Source organism: Microvenator marinus, from assembly GCF_007993755.1.
In the GTDB taxonomy this organism is placed as follows: Bacteria; Myxococcota_A; Bradymonadia; order Bradymonadales; family Bradymonadaceae; genus Allomicrovenator; species Allomicrovenator marinus.
On the sequence record NZ_CP042467.1, the window covers coordinates 1613701 to 1627998 of the forward strand.

At 54.1% G+C, this 14298-nt stretch carries 10 protein-coding genes; 5 read left to right on the forward strand and 5 right to left on the reverse strand.

Going from position 1 to position 14298, the window contains the following annotated elements:
• Positions 1 to 37: 37 nt before the first annotated feature.
• Positions 38 to 1213, forward strand: coding sequence for a thiolase family protein (locus FRD01_RS06855; protein ID WP_146958650.1), 1176 nt, complete (start codon positions 38 to 40; stop codon positions 1211 to 1213).
• A gap of 15 nt (positions 1214 to 1228) precedes the next feature.
• On the opposite strand, the gene FRD01_RS06860 is transcribed toward FRD01_RS06855, so the two are convergent.
• Genes FRD01_RS06860 through FRD01_RS06870 form a run of 3 tightly spaced genes read right to left on the reverse strand, consistent with a single transcriptional unit; the run spans position 1229 to position 5514 of the window.
• Complete coding sequence (locus tag FRD01_RS06860; RefSeq protein WP_146958651.1) at positions 1229 to 1792, reverse strand: hypothetical protein; 564 nt, start codon at positions 1790 to 1792, stop codon at positions 1229 to 1231.
• Between the two features lie 3 nt (positions 1793 to 1795).
• A complete protein-coding gene (locus tag FRD01_RS06865; RefSeq protein ID WP_146958652.1) occupies positions 1796 to 3898 on the reverse strand; it encodes a PAS domain S-box protein in 2103 nt (700 codons plus the stop codon).
• A gap of 8 nt (positions 3899 to 3906) precedes the next feature.
• A complete protein-coding gene (locus FRD01_RS06870; protein ID WP_146958653.1) occupies positions 3907 to 5514 on the reverse strand; it encodes an amidohydrolase family protein in 1608 nt (535 codons plus the stop codon).
• Between the two features lie 330 nt (positions 5515 to 5844).
• Here FRD01_RS06870 and FRD01_RS06875 point away from each other — a divergent pair, with 330 nt between their 5' ends.
• From FRD01_RS06875 to FRD01_RS24985, 4 genes are all read left to right on the forward strand, one after another.
• Positions 5845 to 6276 carry a thermonuclease family protein gene (locus FRD01_RS06875; RefSeq protein ID WP_249756075.1) on the forward strand — a complete coding sequence of 144 codons (432 nt, stop codon included), beginning with the start codon at positions 5845 to 5847 and terminating at the stop codon, positions 6274 to 6276.
• A 60-nt stretch (positions 6277 to 6336) separates the two neighbouring features.
• A complete protein-coding gene (locus FRD01_RS06880; protein WP_146958655.1) occupies positions 6337 to 8643 on the forward strand; it encodes an ATP-binding protein in 2307 nt (768 codons plus the stop codon).
• Positions 8644 to 8715: 72 nt separating this feature from the next.
• Complete coding sequence (locus FRD01_RS06885) at positions 8716 to 12171, forward strand: pyruvate carboxylase (RefSeq protein WP_249756076.1); 3456 nt, start codon at positions 8716 to 8718, stop codon at positions 12169 to 12171.
• Positions 12172 to 12244: 73 nt separating this feature from the next.
• A complete protein-coding gene (locus FRD01_RS24985; RefSeq protein ID WP_430700848.1) occupies positions 12245 to 12412 on the forward strand; it encodes a hypothetical protein in 168 nt (55 codons plus the stop codon).
• On the opposite strand, the gene FRD01_RS06890 is transcribed toward FRD01_RS24985, so the two are convergent.
• Both FRD01_RS06890 and FRD01_RS06895 read right to left on the reverse strand, forming a co-directional pair.
• A complete protein-coding gene (locus FRD01_RS06890; RefSeq protein ID WP_249756077.1) occupies positions 12353 to 13360 on the reverse strand; it encodes a TIGR04283 family arsenosugar biosynthesis glycosyltransferase in 1008 nt (335 codons plus the stop codon). The genes FRD01_RS24985 and FRD01_RS06890 overlap by 60 nt on opposite strands.
• Positions 13357 to 14244: a DMT family transporter gene (locus FRD01_RS06895; protein ID WP_146958657.1), complete on the reverse strand. Its 888-nt coding sequence runs from the start codon at positions 14242 to 14244 to the stop codon at positions 13357 to 13359. Before FRD01_RS06895 ends, FRD01_RS06890 begins: the two co-directional genes overlap by 4 nt.
• Between the last annotated feature and the right edge of the window lie 54 nt (positions 14245 to 14298).

The following is a 14298-nucleotide window of genomic DNA, read 5'->3' on the forward strand; positions in this document are numbered from 1 at the left end:
TTGATTCAATGCCGCCTCGAGCGGCCTGGAGTTAGATATGCAAACAAAAGAAGCAGTCATCGTGTCCTACGCGCGAACCCCGTTCACACGCGCACACAAAGGATTCTTGAAAGATACTCGCCCCGACCATATGGCAGCACACGTCATCAAGGCCGCCTTGGAGCGCGCCCCGGGTGTGCCTTTGGACGCTATTGAAGACGTGGCCATCGGCTGTGCTATGCCAGAAGGCGAGCAAGGCATGAACGTGGCGCGTGTCGCCGCGATCCTGGCCGGTCTTCCCGATGTGGTCCCTGCCCTGACCGTCAACCGATTTTGCTCGTCCGGCGTACAAACCGTGAGCATGATCGCTGAGCGCATTATGCTTGGCCAAATCGACATCGGCATCGCTGGTGGTACGGAATCCATGAGCATGGTGCCGATGAGCGGCAACAAGTTCTCGTCGAGCCCGTTGGTCATGGAAGAGTACCCTGAGGTCTACACCCCTATGGGAACTACTGCCGAAAACGTGGCCACGAAGTTCAGTATCGACCGCGAAACTCAAGACGCATTTGCCGTAGCGAGCCACAAGAAGGCTGCTGCGGCATGGGAAGACGGATTCCTTGCGGGCGAAGTCGCCCCGATGGAAACCGAAGTAATCGACCAAGACGGCAAATGGCACAAAGTTGTTGCTGATAAGGACGACGGCCCACGCCCAGACACGAGCGTTGAGGCTCTTGCGCGGCTTCGCCCTGCTTTCAACCCAAAGGGTACAGTCACCGCTGGTAATGCGTCGCCGCTTACCGATGGTGCCGCTGCGCTCGTGATGATGTCCAAGGAGAAAGCCGACGAGCTCGGGCTTAAGCCTCTTGGCTACTATCGTGCATTCCAAGTCGCTGGTGTGCCACCGGAGATCATGGGAATTGGACCGGTTCCCGCTATCCGAAAGCTTCTTGCTAAGACTGGATTGAAGATCGAGGATATCGACCTTTTCGAAATCAACGAGGCCTTCTCGAGCCAGGCAAAATATTGCGTGGACGAGCTCGGTGTGGACCCCGCGAAACTCAACATCCACGGCGGCGCGCTCGCCATTGGCCACCCACTGGGCGTCAGTGGTTCCCGTATGACCGGAACGCTTCTGCGATCGCTTGAGAAGGTCGACGGGCGCTACGGCATCGTCAGCATGTGTATCGGTGGCGGAATGGGTGCAGCAGCACTCTTTGAGCGAGTGAAATAGCGCTGGAATCCGCGGCTATTTTTGGTCGAAAACTCGAGGCACTACGAAGAATTTCGTAGTGCCTTCTTTTTTGCTTTTCGCCTTGAGTTTCACAGACCATTTTGGGCGTTTGAAATGCTTCGCACGGTTTTTCTTCGGAACTGAAATTTCGATTTCATCTTGGTCCGTTGGAATCTCAACAACTCGGACGAATTGCCACTCAAGCCCCTCAGGGGCCGTTTCGATCGCCGTTCCGAGCTCCTCGCTCGAATCAAAAACACGATACTTTTCGGCGCTTCCTTTGAGGCCATCGATGGCTTTGAGCACACAAACGAACTCGTCCCCACGCTTATCGCAGCGCACCCAAGGATAGGGGGTAGCGAGGGAAAGACCTACGAGGGACTTCTTATGGCGATACTCGATATAGACTGGACGTTTGTCTTCTACCCAAGCGCGCCTTGTGACCACCTGACCATTACATTTTTCGGGCGTGCCGTCCTTCCAGCACTCCTTGGACTCAACCCACTTATCTTCTGCCTCTTGGGCCAAGGCTGAGCCCGCCCATAGAAACGAAAATCCCAACACGAGAACAAACTTCATCGTCTACCCCAATCTCTCTTGGATCATGTCTGACACGGACGCATCACGAGCCGCCCAGACCACCTTAGAATGCAGCGAGGGGAAGTCACGCTCAATACGCTTAGCCAGCACGTACTCGGCCCCAGCAGCAGCCTCTGAGGCGATCACGAGATCAAAATCATCGTCTGCCTTCAAAATTTCCACGGCCGAGTCCACCGAATCCGTGGAAACACAACCGTGTTTGTGCCCGATCTTCATGCCATCCTTCTTCAAATCTTGTCCGATCAGGAGCACTCGATGCCCCGAAATTGCCTCGACCTCTGCGGTTTGACCAGGCCTCGGCATCGGCTGAAATTTGAGTCTAAACGTGGTTCCTCTCGGGCTCGTTTCGAACTCGATAGCCCCTTTGGACTGCTTCATGATTTCTTTGCAGAGCCAGAGCCCGAGGCCGGTGCCTTGCTCCGGCGTCTTTGTGGTAAAAAATGGCTCAAAAATCTGATTTCGAAATTTTTCAGGGATACCTGGCCCGGTGTCTGAGACTTCTACCACGATGCAATCTTCTTTGGTGGTGGTTCTAACCTTCACCACTCGATCCGCCGTGGACTGCGAAATCGCGTGGGCGGCGTTTACGAGCAGGTTGACCAAAACCTGAGTAATCTTTCCTTTGTGGCCAACCACCAAGGGCAGGTCTTCAAAGGCAACCACGAGCTTACCCATCGGCGCGATTTGATTCTTGACGATGGACGAGGCCGTTTCAACTGCCGAGTTCAAATCGAAGACTTCCGCTTCCTCAGTGCCTTCTCTGGAGAATAACCTGAGTTCGCGAACGATGTGGCTGATGCGGTCCATGCCCTCAAGGTTTGTGTCCACCATGCGGATCATGTCTTCCAGAAGATCTTGAATCTCATTTTCGTGTAAATAGTTTAGGTAGTACTCGCGGTCTTCCGCATCGAGCTTCAAGGCGAAATCTGCCAGATCTCGGTTCATCTCAATAAACTTCTCAGCGTATTCCTTGAGTACGAAGAGGTTCGTTGAGATGAACGCTGACGGGTTGTTTATCTCGTGCGCGACGCCTGCGGCAAGCTGTCCGATGGATGCCAGTTTATCAGCGCGAAGCAGGTTTTGGCGCATTTGCTCCAGCTCGCGGCGTACCGAGATATCGCGCGCGTTCACAAAAATCAGCGTTTCGCCTTGCGCCTCGACACGTCGAATTCGCGCCTCCATCGTAGAGTAGTCGCCGTCGCGCCTCTTCACCCGAGCTTCGACAGTCTGGGGCAGATCGGAATTGAAGTTCATGTCCTCAACTTTAGTGAGGATTTCGCGAATATCGTCCGGGCCCACAAAATCTAGCAAGCTCTTGCCGACCAGCTCCTCAGCCTCGTAGCCCAGATGGTCCACGACATTCGGCGTGATGTACTGCAGCGTGAGGTCCGCGGAGTACATGCAAATGACGTCCAGCGAGTTGTGCAGGAGCGTGCGATAGCGCTCTTCGCTCTCCCTGAGTTGTTCTTGGTCGTTGACATGTTCGGTCACGTCGATCGCGACAATACACATGAACCGGCGGCCGTCTTCTTCAATCGGTACCCATTGCGCACGATAACAGCGTGTTACACCGTCACTCGCCACCAACCATTTAGGCTCTGACTTAAATGTCTCTCCCGTCTCAAGGCAGTGTTGAAACTTCTCGGTCGCTGCTTCTTTAACTTCAGAAGGTGCAAAGTCAGAGACTGTCTTGCCTATCGCGTACTGAGTTTCTGGCCGGTTCGCCCAAACACAAACGCCCTGATCATCGAGTACCATGATATTTTCCGGCACGCTCTGGGCGAGCTTCCTAAACGCCTTGAAGAGAAGCGGACTTGGCTCCATTCGAACCAAGAAATACTCTTTCACCGGATAGACCCTAAGCCGCCCAAAATTGCAGATGTTTTCAAAACGCTCGCCGCGCTCCATCGTGTCGAAGAGGCGCGACACAACTGCGGGATCAGGGAGTTGCCTGAGGCTCTTCATGCCGCCGCTTTGAGAGTCGAAAGCCGCGTTTGTCCAGACGAGTTCGCCATCAGCGTTTGCCACAGCTCGGCCATCCGACTCATCCTCAATGGTCGAAATGATAACTTCGAGGGTTTCCATTTTAGGCCTCAGGGACAAAAGACCAGGTCTAGGATCTCATCTCCACGTCCGTATTGCTCTTCTTCAGGATACCCGATGCCTTCCATGATGTTGTACAGTGCGGTTCGGGTGCCTGGCACGTCAAAGACATTCGATATATTCGGGTCATCCACCACACAGAGGAACCGCTCTTCCCCGCAGGTGTCAAAGTTTTCACAGTAGACATTCCGGCGAAAAATCCCACCAAACGCCCCTGGACCATAGAACGCATCACCGTCGATGAACACCATTTGCACATCAGCGGAGCGAGCCCGGACCACAGACTCGAATGGGTCCGTATAACTCTCTCTAAAGATCACGATATCTGCGCGCTTTCCAACTTCGAGCGTGCCAATAAACTCGTCTAGACCTACCACAACTGCACCATCCGAGGTTGCCATCTCCCAAATCTTCTTCGGTGTGACCACGTCATCGATCTCAACTTGTCTCGAGTAGTTGAGTGCGTATCGCATTTCGGCCAGCAGGTCTGGCTCGCCGGAAACGGTCCAATCTGGGCCGATTCCCGTAACGATGCCAAGCTCGATCACCCGCTCGATATCTATGGTTTGGCCGTAGAGCGAGAAATTGCTCGATGGAGACCAAACTATCTTAGAGTTGGTGTCTCGAACTTCGAGTAACTCATCTTCGGTCACGGCGAGGGAGTGGATGAGGATTGCGGTCCCTGGATAGAGAAGTGAGAGGCCAGCGTGGCGATTGGTTCGTGTGTCGCGGCCTGCAAACGAGCTAAACTCCAAGTCGATATTGTTTCCGACGAGCCCCTCGCCCATGTGCACGGCGAAGCGTGTCACGGGATCCACAGGTTGTGTGAAGCTCGCCATATAGTTGTCGGCCTGCGCGTCATTGATATCTCGAGGGCTCGAAATCGTAGTGCGCATGTGGTTGTATTGAAGCTCGTGCTCGTGGTCGGCATTACGAACCAACCCCTTGGTACAGTTCTGGTTCAGCGACTGACCCATCACGGTTGTCGTACCGTGTAAAATGGACCTGAATTCACCCCACCTAGCACCGGGGCAGAAGTGCGTTCCGCGGCTGCGATTGGCCGAATACGGCAGCACGTGATTCTCGTACGATGGATCATCAGCCCATTGATAGCGATTGTCGAAAATCCGCCCTTCCGCAGTCCATTCCGGCAGGAAGTTATAGGGAAGATGATTATGACCATCGATGAGGCCTGGCGAGATGATTCCGTTGGTCTTGAGAACGGTGGCTTCGGCGGCGGCGGGATGAGATTCACAGGACGCATCCACACAGACGATCAATCCGTCATCGATGAGCACTTCTCCGTCAATCGCCCCCTCGGGCCTCAACACTATTCCCTGGAAAAGCACGGTTCGGCGTTGCCCGGTCTGGGTGAGTTCGATTTCTCCACCCACCACACCAGGCCCGATATCCTCGTCCATATCCGGCTCCGGCTCTGGCCCCATATCAGGTTCAGTGTCGGAATCGGGCTGGTCATCCCCTTGGTCTGGGAAAATGAGCGGATCGTTATTGGTGCTTGGTTCCGGGGTACCACTCTCGCCACTGGCGCAACCCGCAAGACCTACAAAGAGAATCAAAAATATTGTTCGTACAACCATGCCGCTCCGATGTCCGACATTAAACTAGAGAAACACGGAGCTTGGGGCAATCGAAATCCGGAGATAATGTGATCGCCCGATGATCACTCACAATGAAAGGTCATGTGCACAATGGTGACCAGATGTAATCCCATGTCAGATAAAGATAAAGTGTTGCATCAATTCAACTTCCACCAAGCGTCAAATATTTGACTCATAAACCCTCAAAAATTAACAAGAAAATCATTGCGGACCGGGGGAGACCCCCTTACCCTAGTCCTTAGGATTCTTCCTCGAATTTAAGAAATCGTCGACCCTGTCTCTTCGGAGGCAAGCAGTAGGGTGATACGGGTGGTACGTCTTCTCTTCGCAGCCTTAATTCTCATCAGCATTCCAGCCAACGCAGCTCCTCCCGAGCTCAACGTGGATGACGGCTCCAAGTTCAAAGCGACCAAAGTCGAAAGTGGTCACGAATTCGAGGGCAAACTAGAAGATGGGAAACGTGTCAAAGTGCGGATCGTCGGTCTAGATTGTCCAGAAGGCAAACTTGGAAAAGACGCAAAGGCTGCCGTACAGAAACTGCTCAAGGGTAAGAAAGTAACCCTTGAGTCTACGTTTCCAATGTTCCCTTTGGCCCAGGACAATTTTGGACGCCTGGTGGCTTACGTTCGCCTCGATGATGGCAGGGACCTGAGCGCAGCACTTCTGGAAAGCGGACATTGTTCAGCCCAAACGTGGAGCACGCCTCACCCTCGTCAGAATCTTTACGCTGGCATCCGCTAGGTGTCTTGCGTTCGTGCGCAGTCTCGGCTTTGATGGTGGTATCGTTTAGCTGAGATAAACATGGAAAACACATTCGAGAAGCTGGGTTATTTTTACCTCGGAAATCACGAGCATGACCAAATCCTGCTCGATTCCCGAAATCTCTTGACCCACGCCGTGTGTGTGGGGATGACCGGAAGTGGGAAAACCGGACTATGTGTCGGGCTCTTGGAGGAAGCGGCCATCGACCAGATCCCGGCGATCGCGATTGACCCAAAGGGAGATATCGCAAACTTGATGCTGATGTTTCCTGAGCTCAGCCCGGAAGAGTTTCTGCCGTGGATGGACGCGGGCGAGGCCCAACGAAAGGGTATCTCAACGCTGGAGCTCGCCAAGCAAAAAGCCGAGCTATGGAAGAATGGACTTGAAGCCTCTGGGCAAGGTGCGGAGCGGATCAAACGGCTGCGCACAAATGCTGAGGTCAGCGTCTACACTCCGGGTGCGAGTGCAGGTCTCGAGGTCTCCTTGCTGACGTCATTTGAGGCGCCCAATCCTTCGGAACGTGAGAATCGCGAACTTGTGGCTGACCGCGTCGAAAGTACCGTTTCAAGCGTCCTCGGACTCTTGGGGGTTGAAGCGGATCCGATGCAGAGCCCAGAGCATGTCTTTTTGTCTCAGGTGTTCCTTCAGGCGTGGGCAAAAGGGCAAAATCTGAGTCTCGTGGGCTTGATTAGGGCGTTGCAAACCCCTCCGTTCGAGACACTCGGAGTCATGAGCGTGGATGACGTACTCGCCCCGCGCTCTAGAACGGCGCTGGCCATGAAACTCAATAACCTCGTGGCATCGCCAGCATTTGCGTCATGGATGTCGGGAGAGCCACTCAACGTTGAGAAGATGCTCTACACGGCGGACGGAAAACCGCGCATCTCGATTTTTTCCATCAATCACCTGAGTGATGCAGAGCGGATGTTCTTCGTGACGATTTTGCTCGATCGCGTATTGGGCTGGGCACGCACTCAACCGGGGACTTCGAGCCTTCGTGCCCTACTCTACATGGATGAGGTTTTTGGGTACCTGCCCCCGGTGGCAAATCCACCATCCAAGAAGCCACTTCTGACCATGTTAAAGCAGGCACGTGCGCATGGACTGGGGCTCGTCTTAGCTACTCAAAATCCAGCCGACCTCGACTACAAGGCGCTGTCGAATGCCGGAACGTGGTTTCTTGGCCGTCTTCAAACCGACCGAGACATCGCTCGGATCACCGAAGGGCTTGAAGGTGGGGTGAATTTTGATCGCGAAGCCATTCAGACCCAATTGAGGGGTTTGGAGAGCCGCCAGTTCATCCTCCATAGCGTTCACCATGAGGCTGCTCGTCTCTTCAAAACGCGTTGGGTTTTGAGCTATCTAAAGGGACCGATGACTCGCCAGGATATCCAGGCGTTAAATCAATCCAAGAGTGGTAAAGAGTTAGAACATGTCGCGAGCGAACCGTCGCAAAGTGTTTCGACGTCGCCAAGTGGGCATTTCCTGCCCATTAGAGTCCCTCAACCCGCCGGCTCAGAACTCGTCTGGCGCCCCATGGCCTACGGATATGGTCGCGCTCAGAACCGAATCTTCGCAGCGATTACGGGCATTGGCTCCGGCCCTCTCGCGGTTGATTGGAGCAATGCCACCGAAGTGGGTTTCACACCGGAGATTTTCAAGCCGGACCCGGACCAAGAGGGTGAGTTTCTGGAAATCGAAGATCGCCTCTTGAATAAGACGGCATGGGCGGAGTGGGAGAAGTCTTTTGAGACTATCCTCCGCCAACGCGGCGGGACTCAAGAGTTCAAATGCCCGACTCTAAAACTCAAATCGAATGCTGGAGAATCCGCCGAGAGCTTCTATCAACGCGTGAATCTAGAGCTGCGCGAACGAAGAGATGAAGCGATGAACAAACTTCGTGCATCCTACGATAAGAAAATTGAACGAGAGCGCGACCAGGTCGAACGGGCCAAGGATGCGCTCGAGAAGCAGGAACTGATGCTTCGGGAAGCCCAGGTCAAAGGCGCGATGAGCGTCGGCGGCTCTCTGCTCAAGGCCTTCACTGGTCGCTCCATGATGAGTACGGCCAAGAAAGGGGCAAATCAGGCGATGAAAATTCAACGCAAGTCGCGTGATGTTGAGCAGGCGAGGCATAAGCTGGAAAGCGAAATGTCGGACGTGCTCGAAGCCCAAGCTCGACTTGAGGCGGAACTTAGGGAGTTGGCTGAGAAGTGGGAGCCGAGTGAGCACCCGGTTGAATCGATTGCGATTGAGCTCAAAAAAGGCGATTCAGAGACCCACTTTGTAGGCGTTTTATGGGTCGGATATTGGGTGATGGACGGCAAGAGAATGAGGGCGTTTTGAAGAGCAGTATCTGTTGTGGCTTCGATGTAGTAGCATCCGGCCGGCGCTAACTTTTTTTTCAGAGGAGGGAGAGTGACAAAAGCTATCCGAGACATTTTGGTCACCAACCGCGGTGAGATTGCGATTCGAATATTCAGGGCTTGTACTGAGCTTGGAATCAAGACCACGGCCCTCTACAGCTACGAAGACCGGCTCGCCATCCACCGCTATAAGGCTGATAGGGCGTACTTGATCGGCGAGGAAGGTCGCCCGCTCGAGTCATACCTCGACCAGGATGCGATCATCGCTTTGGCGCTCGAGCACGGTATCGATGCCGTCCATCCAGGCTACGGCTTTTTGTCTGAAAATGCCGACTTTGCTCAGAAATGCATCGACGCGGGACTCGTTTGGATTGGGCCTCCTCCACATGTCATGAGAGCACTCGGAGACAAAGTTCGCGCACGCAAAGCCGCAATCAACGCCTCCATTCCCGTCATTCCCGGCTCCGATGGGGCGATCGACGATGTTCAGGAAGTCTTCGACTTTGCCGACAAACACGGGTTCCCTCTCTTGATCAAGGCGTCACACGGCGGAGGTGGGCGCGGAATGCGTGTGGTCCACGATCGCTCCGAGATTAAGGAAGCCTTCAACTCCGCTCGCTCGGAAGCAAAATCTGCTTTCGGCTCCGACGAAGTATTCGTGGAGCGGTTCTTAGAGCGGCCTCGCCACATCGAAGTCCAGATTCTGGGCGACCAACACGGCAATTTGGTCCATCTCTTCGAGCGGGATTGCTCGATTCAAAGACGACATCAAAAGGTTGTTGAGATCGCGCCTGCGCCCAATCTGAGCCCCGAAGTCCAAAAGGCTCTTTGCGATTACAGCCTCAAACTCATGCACTCCACGGGCTACCAAAGCGCCGGAACCGTGGAGTTTTTGGTCGAAGAGGTCGACGGAAAACAAAACATCTATTTCATCGAGGTCAACACACGCATCCAGGTCGAGCACACCGTGACTGAGATGATAACCGGCTATGACCTCATCAAGGCAATGATCCACGTCGCCGGCGGCAAGAAATTGAGCGACCCCGCGATTGGCATCGATAACCAATCGGCCATAAAGATCAACGGTCAGGCGATTCAGTGTCGAATCACCACCGAAGACCCCGAGCACGGCTTCGCGCCTGATTACGGCAAGATCGTGACCTATCGTTCTGCGGCTGGATTCGGCATTCGACTCGACGCTGGAATCGGCGGTTCTGGTACTCAAGTCGAGCCATTCTACGACTCGCTCTTGGTCAAAGTCAGCGCTTGGGGCCGCGACCTTCAGGACGCCGCCCAACGCATGGGAAGAAGCCTTGTCGAGTTCAGGATTCGAGGGGTGAAGACCAATATTCCTTTCCTGGTGAACGTGATCCGCGACCCTGTCTTCTTGAGCGGAAATACTCACACACGCTACATCGACGAAACGCCCAAACTCTTTGAGTTCCCGCCTCGACGAGACCGTGGAACCAAGGCTCTAAGGGCACTCGCAGATATCACGATCAACGGACCTCCTGGCTCGACCAAGCGCTTCAAGCGCCCAGAGCCACTGATCATCCCTAAGGCACCCAAATCCGCGGGTAAAGATGCCAAGTCGCCGGCATTCGAGGTCTTTGAGCGCGAGGGTGCAATCGGCCTCGCGAAGTGGATGCGCGGCCAAGACAAACTCTTGATCACCGACACGACCTTCAGGGATGCCCACCAATCCCTCCTGGCGACAAGGGTGCGGACCAACGACCTTTTGGCGGTCGCGAAACCTAGCGCCGAGCTGATGGAGAACGCGTTTTCGTTCGAGGTCTGGGGTGGTGCAACCTTTGATGTTTGTATGCGCTTTTTGCTCGAGGACCCCTGGCAGCGGCTCGATGAATTCAGGGCGTCTATGCCCGGCCACCTACTGCAGATGTTGCTCCGTGGCGCGAACGGTGTTGGTTACACGAACTACCCGGACAACGTGATTCGAGCGTTTATTGAGGAAGCTGCCAAGGGCATCGATATCTTTCGAATTTTCGATGCGCTCAACTACATTCCAAACATGGAGCTAGCCATCGAAGAGGTGAACAAGCACGGCAAGATTGCCGAGGCTTCTATATGTTACACCTCCGATGTGCTCAGCCCGAAAGAAGATAAGTACACGCTCAAATACTATGCGGATTTGGCAGTGGAGCTGGAGAAGCGGGGCGCCCATATCATCAACATCAAGGATATGGCCGGGCTTCTAAAGCCGTACTCGGCGCGCGCCCTCATTAAGGCTCTTCGAGACGTCACCGAACTCCCTATCCACCTGCATACACACGATACGTCCGGAAACGGTGTCGCGATGTATCTGATGGCCGCTGAAGCGGGCGTAGATTGCGTGGACACTGCCCTTTCGAGTATGGCCGGCCTGACTAGTCAGCCTTCGCTAAACGCGCTCATCGCAGCTATGGAACCGGATTCCAGATGTCCCGAACTCGACCCCGAATCGCTGCAAGATTTGGCCGACTACTGGGAACATCTTCGACTGCTCTACTATCCGTTTGAGTCCGGCCTCAAGGCATCGACTGCGGACGTGTATTATCACGAGATTCCCGGGGGTCAGTACTCAAACCTCAAGCCTCGCGCCATCGAGCTTGGAATGGGAGAGCAGTGGAACCTGGTCACGCAGCGCTACCACGAAGTCAACCTAGCCTTCGGCAATATCATCAAGGTAACGCCGACGAGCAAAGTCGTTGCCGATATGGCCATGTTCCTTGTGCGCAATGACCTCGCCATTGAAGATATCTTCGAGGGACATCAACGCGGCGAGACCTTCGACTTTCCGCAATCCGTGGTGGACTTCTTCATGGGCAATATCTCTCAGCCTCACGGAGGATTCCCAAAGGAGCTCCAAGATATCGTTCTGAGGGGTAAGAAGCCCCTCACGGAGCGGGCCGGAAAATTCATCCCAGATTACGACTGGACCGCGCAAAACGAGGCGCTAGCCCTATTGCTGGAGCGCCAACCCACTCGGCGCGAAGCCATTTCTTACGCACTCTATCCAAAAGTCTATTCGGCATTGGCACAGGCCATCGCCGAGTACGGCGAATACCGCGCGTTCAACACCACAGCCTATCTATACGGACTGGAATTGGGCGAAGAAACGCTGGTGGAGATGGAAGATGGCAAAACACTGGTGATCAAGCTGCTCGCTATCGGCGAAGCCAGCGACGGCACCCGTAAGGTCTACTTCGAGCTCAATGGGCAACCGCGCGAAGTCGTGGTTCTGGACAAGGCTCAGGAGAGCACCGTTCAACGCCGCCCAAAGGCCGATAAGACCGTTCCTGGCCAGATTGCAGCTTCCATGCAGGGTAAGGTCGTCTCAATCCTTAAAAACCCCGGTGATACTGTCAGCAAAGGGGACACCATATTGACCACAGAGGCGATGAAGATGGAGACGTCGGTAACCACAAGCGTAGAAGGCGTGGTTAAATCCGTGAGCGTCGCTCCCGGTGATACCGTCGATTCTGGGGACCTCGTAGCAATTGTGGAGTAGCCCCTACGTTGACCCGATTCGTCTCTGCGCCTAACATAAGAGTGGTAACCGAAACCAATTCAGCTGACCGCACATGCTAGACCAAAGTGATAAATCATGCGCAGAGCGACTACTCATCGCGCTGGATCTGGCGGGTGCTGGCATCGAGATGTACAGGCAGCGATTAAGGCTCAATATCGAGTTACCTGAGCGACTTTCTGCGGATTCTGAGCGGAACCAGCACGTGGAAGTAAGCCGCTGAAAGTAGAGCTGTGACGGCATCCCAAAAGACCGTATCAATGCGATGGTCCACATGTTGGTCAAAAAACTCCAAGGCTTGATTCTCAGGTTCTTCCAAGACGTATACATCCAAGGCGAGGGCAATTTGCCACGCGTTTTTTCGGATGTACCGCCCTACTTTGAACCACGTGTGCATACGCTCAGCTAAAGGCATGGCACCGGTCACCTCGTAGACGGCGTCTAGAATATTCTGAAGTTCCAGCTTTTGTGTTTCACACTGAGGTGCATAGGTCTGAAAGACATCAAAGAACTGATGGATTCCGGTGCTATGGCACCCCATCATGACGGCCATGAGTGTGTATCGTTCGGCAAAACCTTCCTTTGCAAAACGTCTCGTAGAGGTTTCGAGATAGCCAGGAAGCGTGATCCAGTAGGCGTGTTCTCGAATGCGTTCCGCAAGCTTTTGATCTTCCAAAAACGGTTGAGAATCGTCAAAAGGCCCGAGGCGTTCAAAAACCTCGCGGTGCATCATGAATCCCTGGTCCCCGTTGGTGGTGTTCGACCTGTTAAGACGGGTCTTTCGGCTCAGATACTGAAATCCTAGATGTGTTTCATCCGGGCCCTTAAAGACGAGTGAGAAATGCCCCGCCCCGCCTCGATGGGCCTGAATCATTTCGAGGGCATCTTCAAGCGTCTTTGAGCTGGGAATCCGAGTATCAGCGTGGAGAAAGAGAAGCCAATCATGAGCGGCTTTCTCGGCCCCCAGATTCAGTTGTCGCGCTCGATTGCGCAATTGTGTCGAGTGGACCACTGCCCCACCCTCATGCGCCACGTCCACCGTTCGGTCTGACGAGCCGCCATCTACAACCAGAACTTCTACATCAGCAGTTTGTGAGCCAAGGTCGCTCAAAACATCGGCGATAGCATCTTCTTCGTTCAGGGTTGGAATGATGACGCTCAGCGACCTCAAAACATATCCTTTGAAAAGAGCAATGCCACACCCAGAACCGCAACCACCGCGCCTCCAAACGACCTCCACGAAATCTTCTCTTTGAGAATAAAGTACGCCAAAGGAAGAATGAAGATGGGGCTTGTTGAGTTCAAGGTTGTAGCTACCGCAGTCTGAGCGTATTTGAGCCCTGAATTCATAAGCCAGATCCCGAGATAGGTCCCTAGAAATGTGGCCAAAATCAAGAGACCAAAATCTCTGGTCTTCCATGACGTTTGAGGCTTGAAACTTCGGCCCTTGATGACCATGTAGGCAACCAACCCAAGAATTCCGGCCAAGAGTCGAACCATCGAAATCTCGAGCGCGCTGGCCTCGGAAGCGCCTAGTTTAGTCAGTACGTTGCCTCCGGATTGAGCCGCGACCGCGATTAGCGCGAAGCCGAGCCCCGCCTTTAGCGCCACGTCCTCCTCGCTACCTGTGGATGAACGTTCACGAATGACCCAAACCACGCCCGCCATGGTGAGCAACATTCCCAAAATGACGCGGGCGTCGAGGCCTTCCTGCAGCACTGGAATGGCAAGTATGGCCGTGATTGCCGGTGTGAGCGCAGAGACTAGAAGGGTTCGCCTTGGGCCTAGTCTGTTTAGCGCGTTAAAAAACGCGGTGTCACCGATGCTAAGCCCCAAAAGCCCACTCAACGAAAGCCAGATCCACTCATGTGAGCTCATGTGCGGGAGCGAAACCCCAAGGAAGATCAGCTGCGTCACCAACATCATGACAAGGGCGATGACACACTTGTAGAGGTTCAGTGTCACGGGGTGCATGGACGCACCGAGCGCTGCGAAGAGTAGACTCGCACAAGCCCAGACCATGGATGAGGTCAGCGCTGAGATTTCACCAATCATGAATGAATCCGAAAATGGCCGGACAATAGATGCACTTACCTCAAGACCGGATTC

What these genes read in the sequence shown, in the direction of transcription:
- FRD01_RS06895 (WP_146958657.1), bottom strand. Translation starts at nt 14,244, where the DNA reads ATGATTGGTGAAATCTCAGCGCTGACCTCATCCATGGTCTGGGCTTGT.
- FRD01_RS06860 (WP_146958651.1), bottom strand. Translation starts at nt 1,792, where the DNA reads ATGAAGTTTGTTCTCGTGTTGGGATTTTCGTTTCTATGGGCGGGCTCA.
- FRD01_RS06865 (WP_146958652.1), bottom strand. Translation starts at nt 3,898, where the DNA reads ATGGAAACCCTCGAAGTTATCATTTCGACCATTGAGGATGAGTCGGAT.
- FRD01_RS06880 (WP_146958655.1), top strand. Translation starts at nt 6,337, where the DNA reads ATGGAAAACACATTCGAGAAGCTGGGTTATTTTTACCTCGGAAATCAC.
- FRD01_RS06855 (WP_146958650.1), top strand. Translation starts at nt 38, where the DNA reads ATGCAAACAAAAGAAGCAGTCATCGTGTCCTACGCGCGAACCCCGTTC.
- FRD01_RS24985 (WP_430700848.1), top strand. Translation starts at nt 12,245, where the DNA reads ATGCTAGACCAAAGTGATAAATCATGCGCAGAGCGACTACTCATCGCG.
- FRD01_RS06870 (WP_146958653.1), bottom strand. Translation starts at nt 5,514, where the DNA reads ATGGTTGTACGAACAATATTTTTGATTCTCTTTGTAGGTCTTGCGGGT.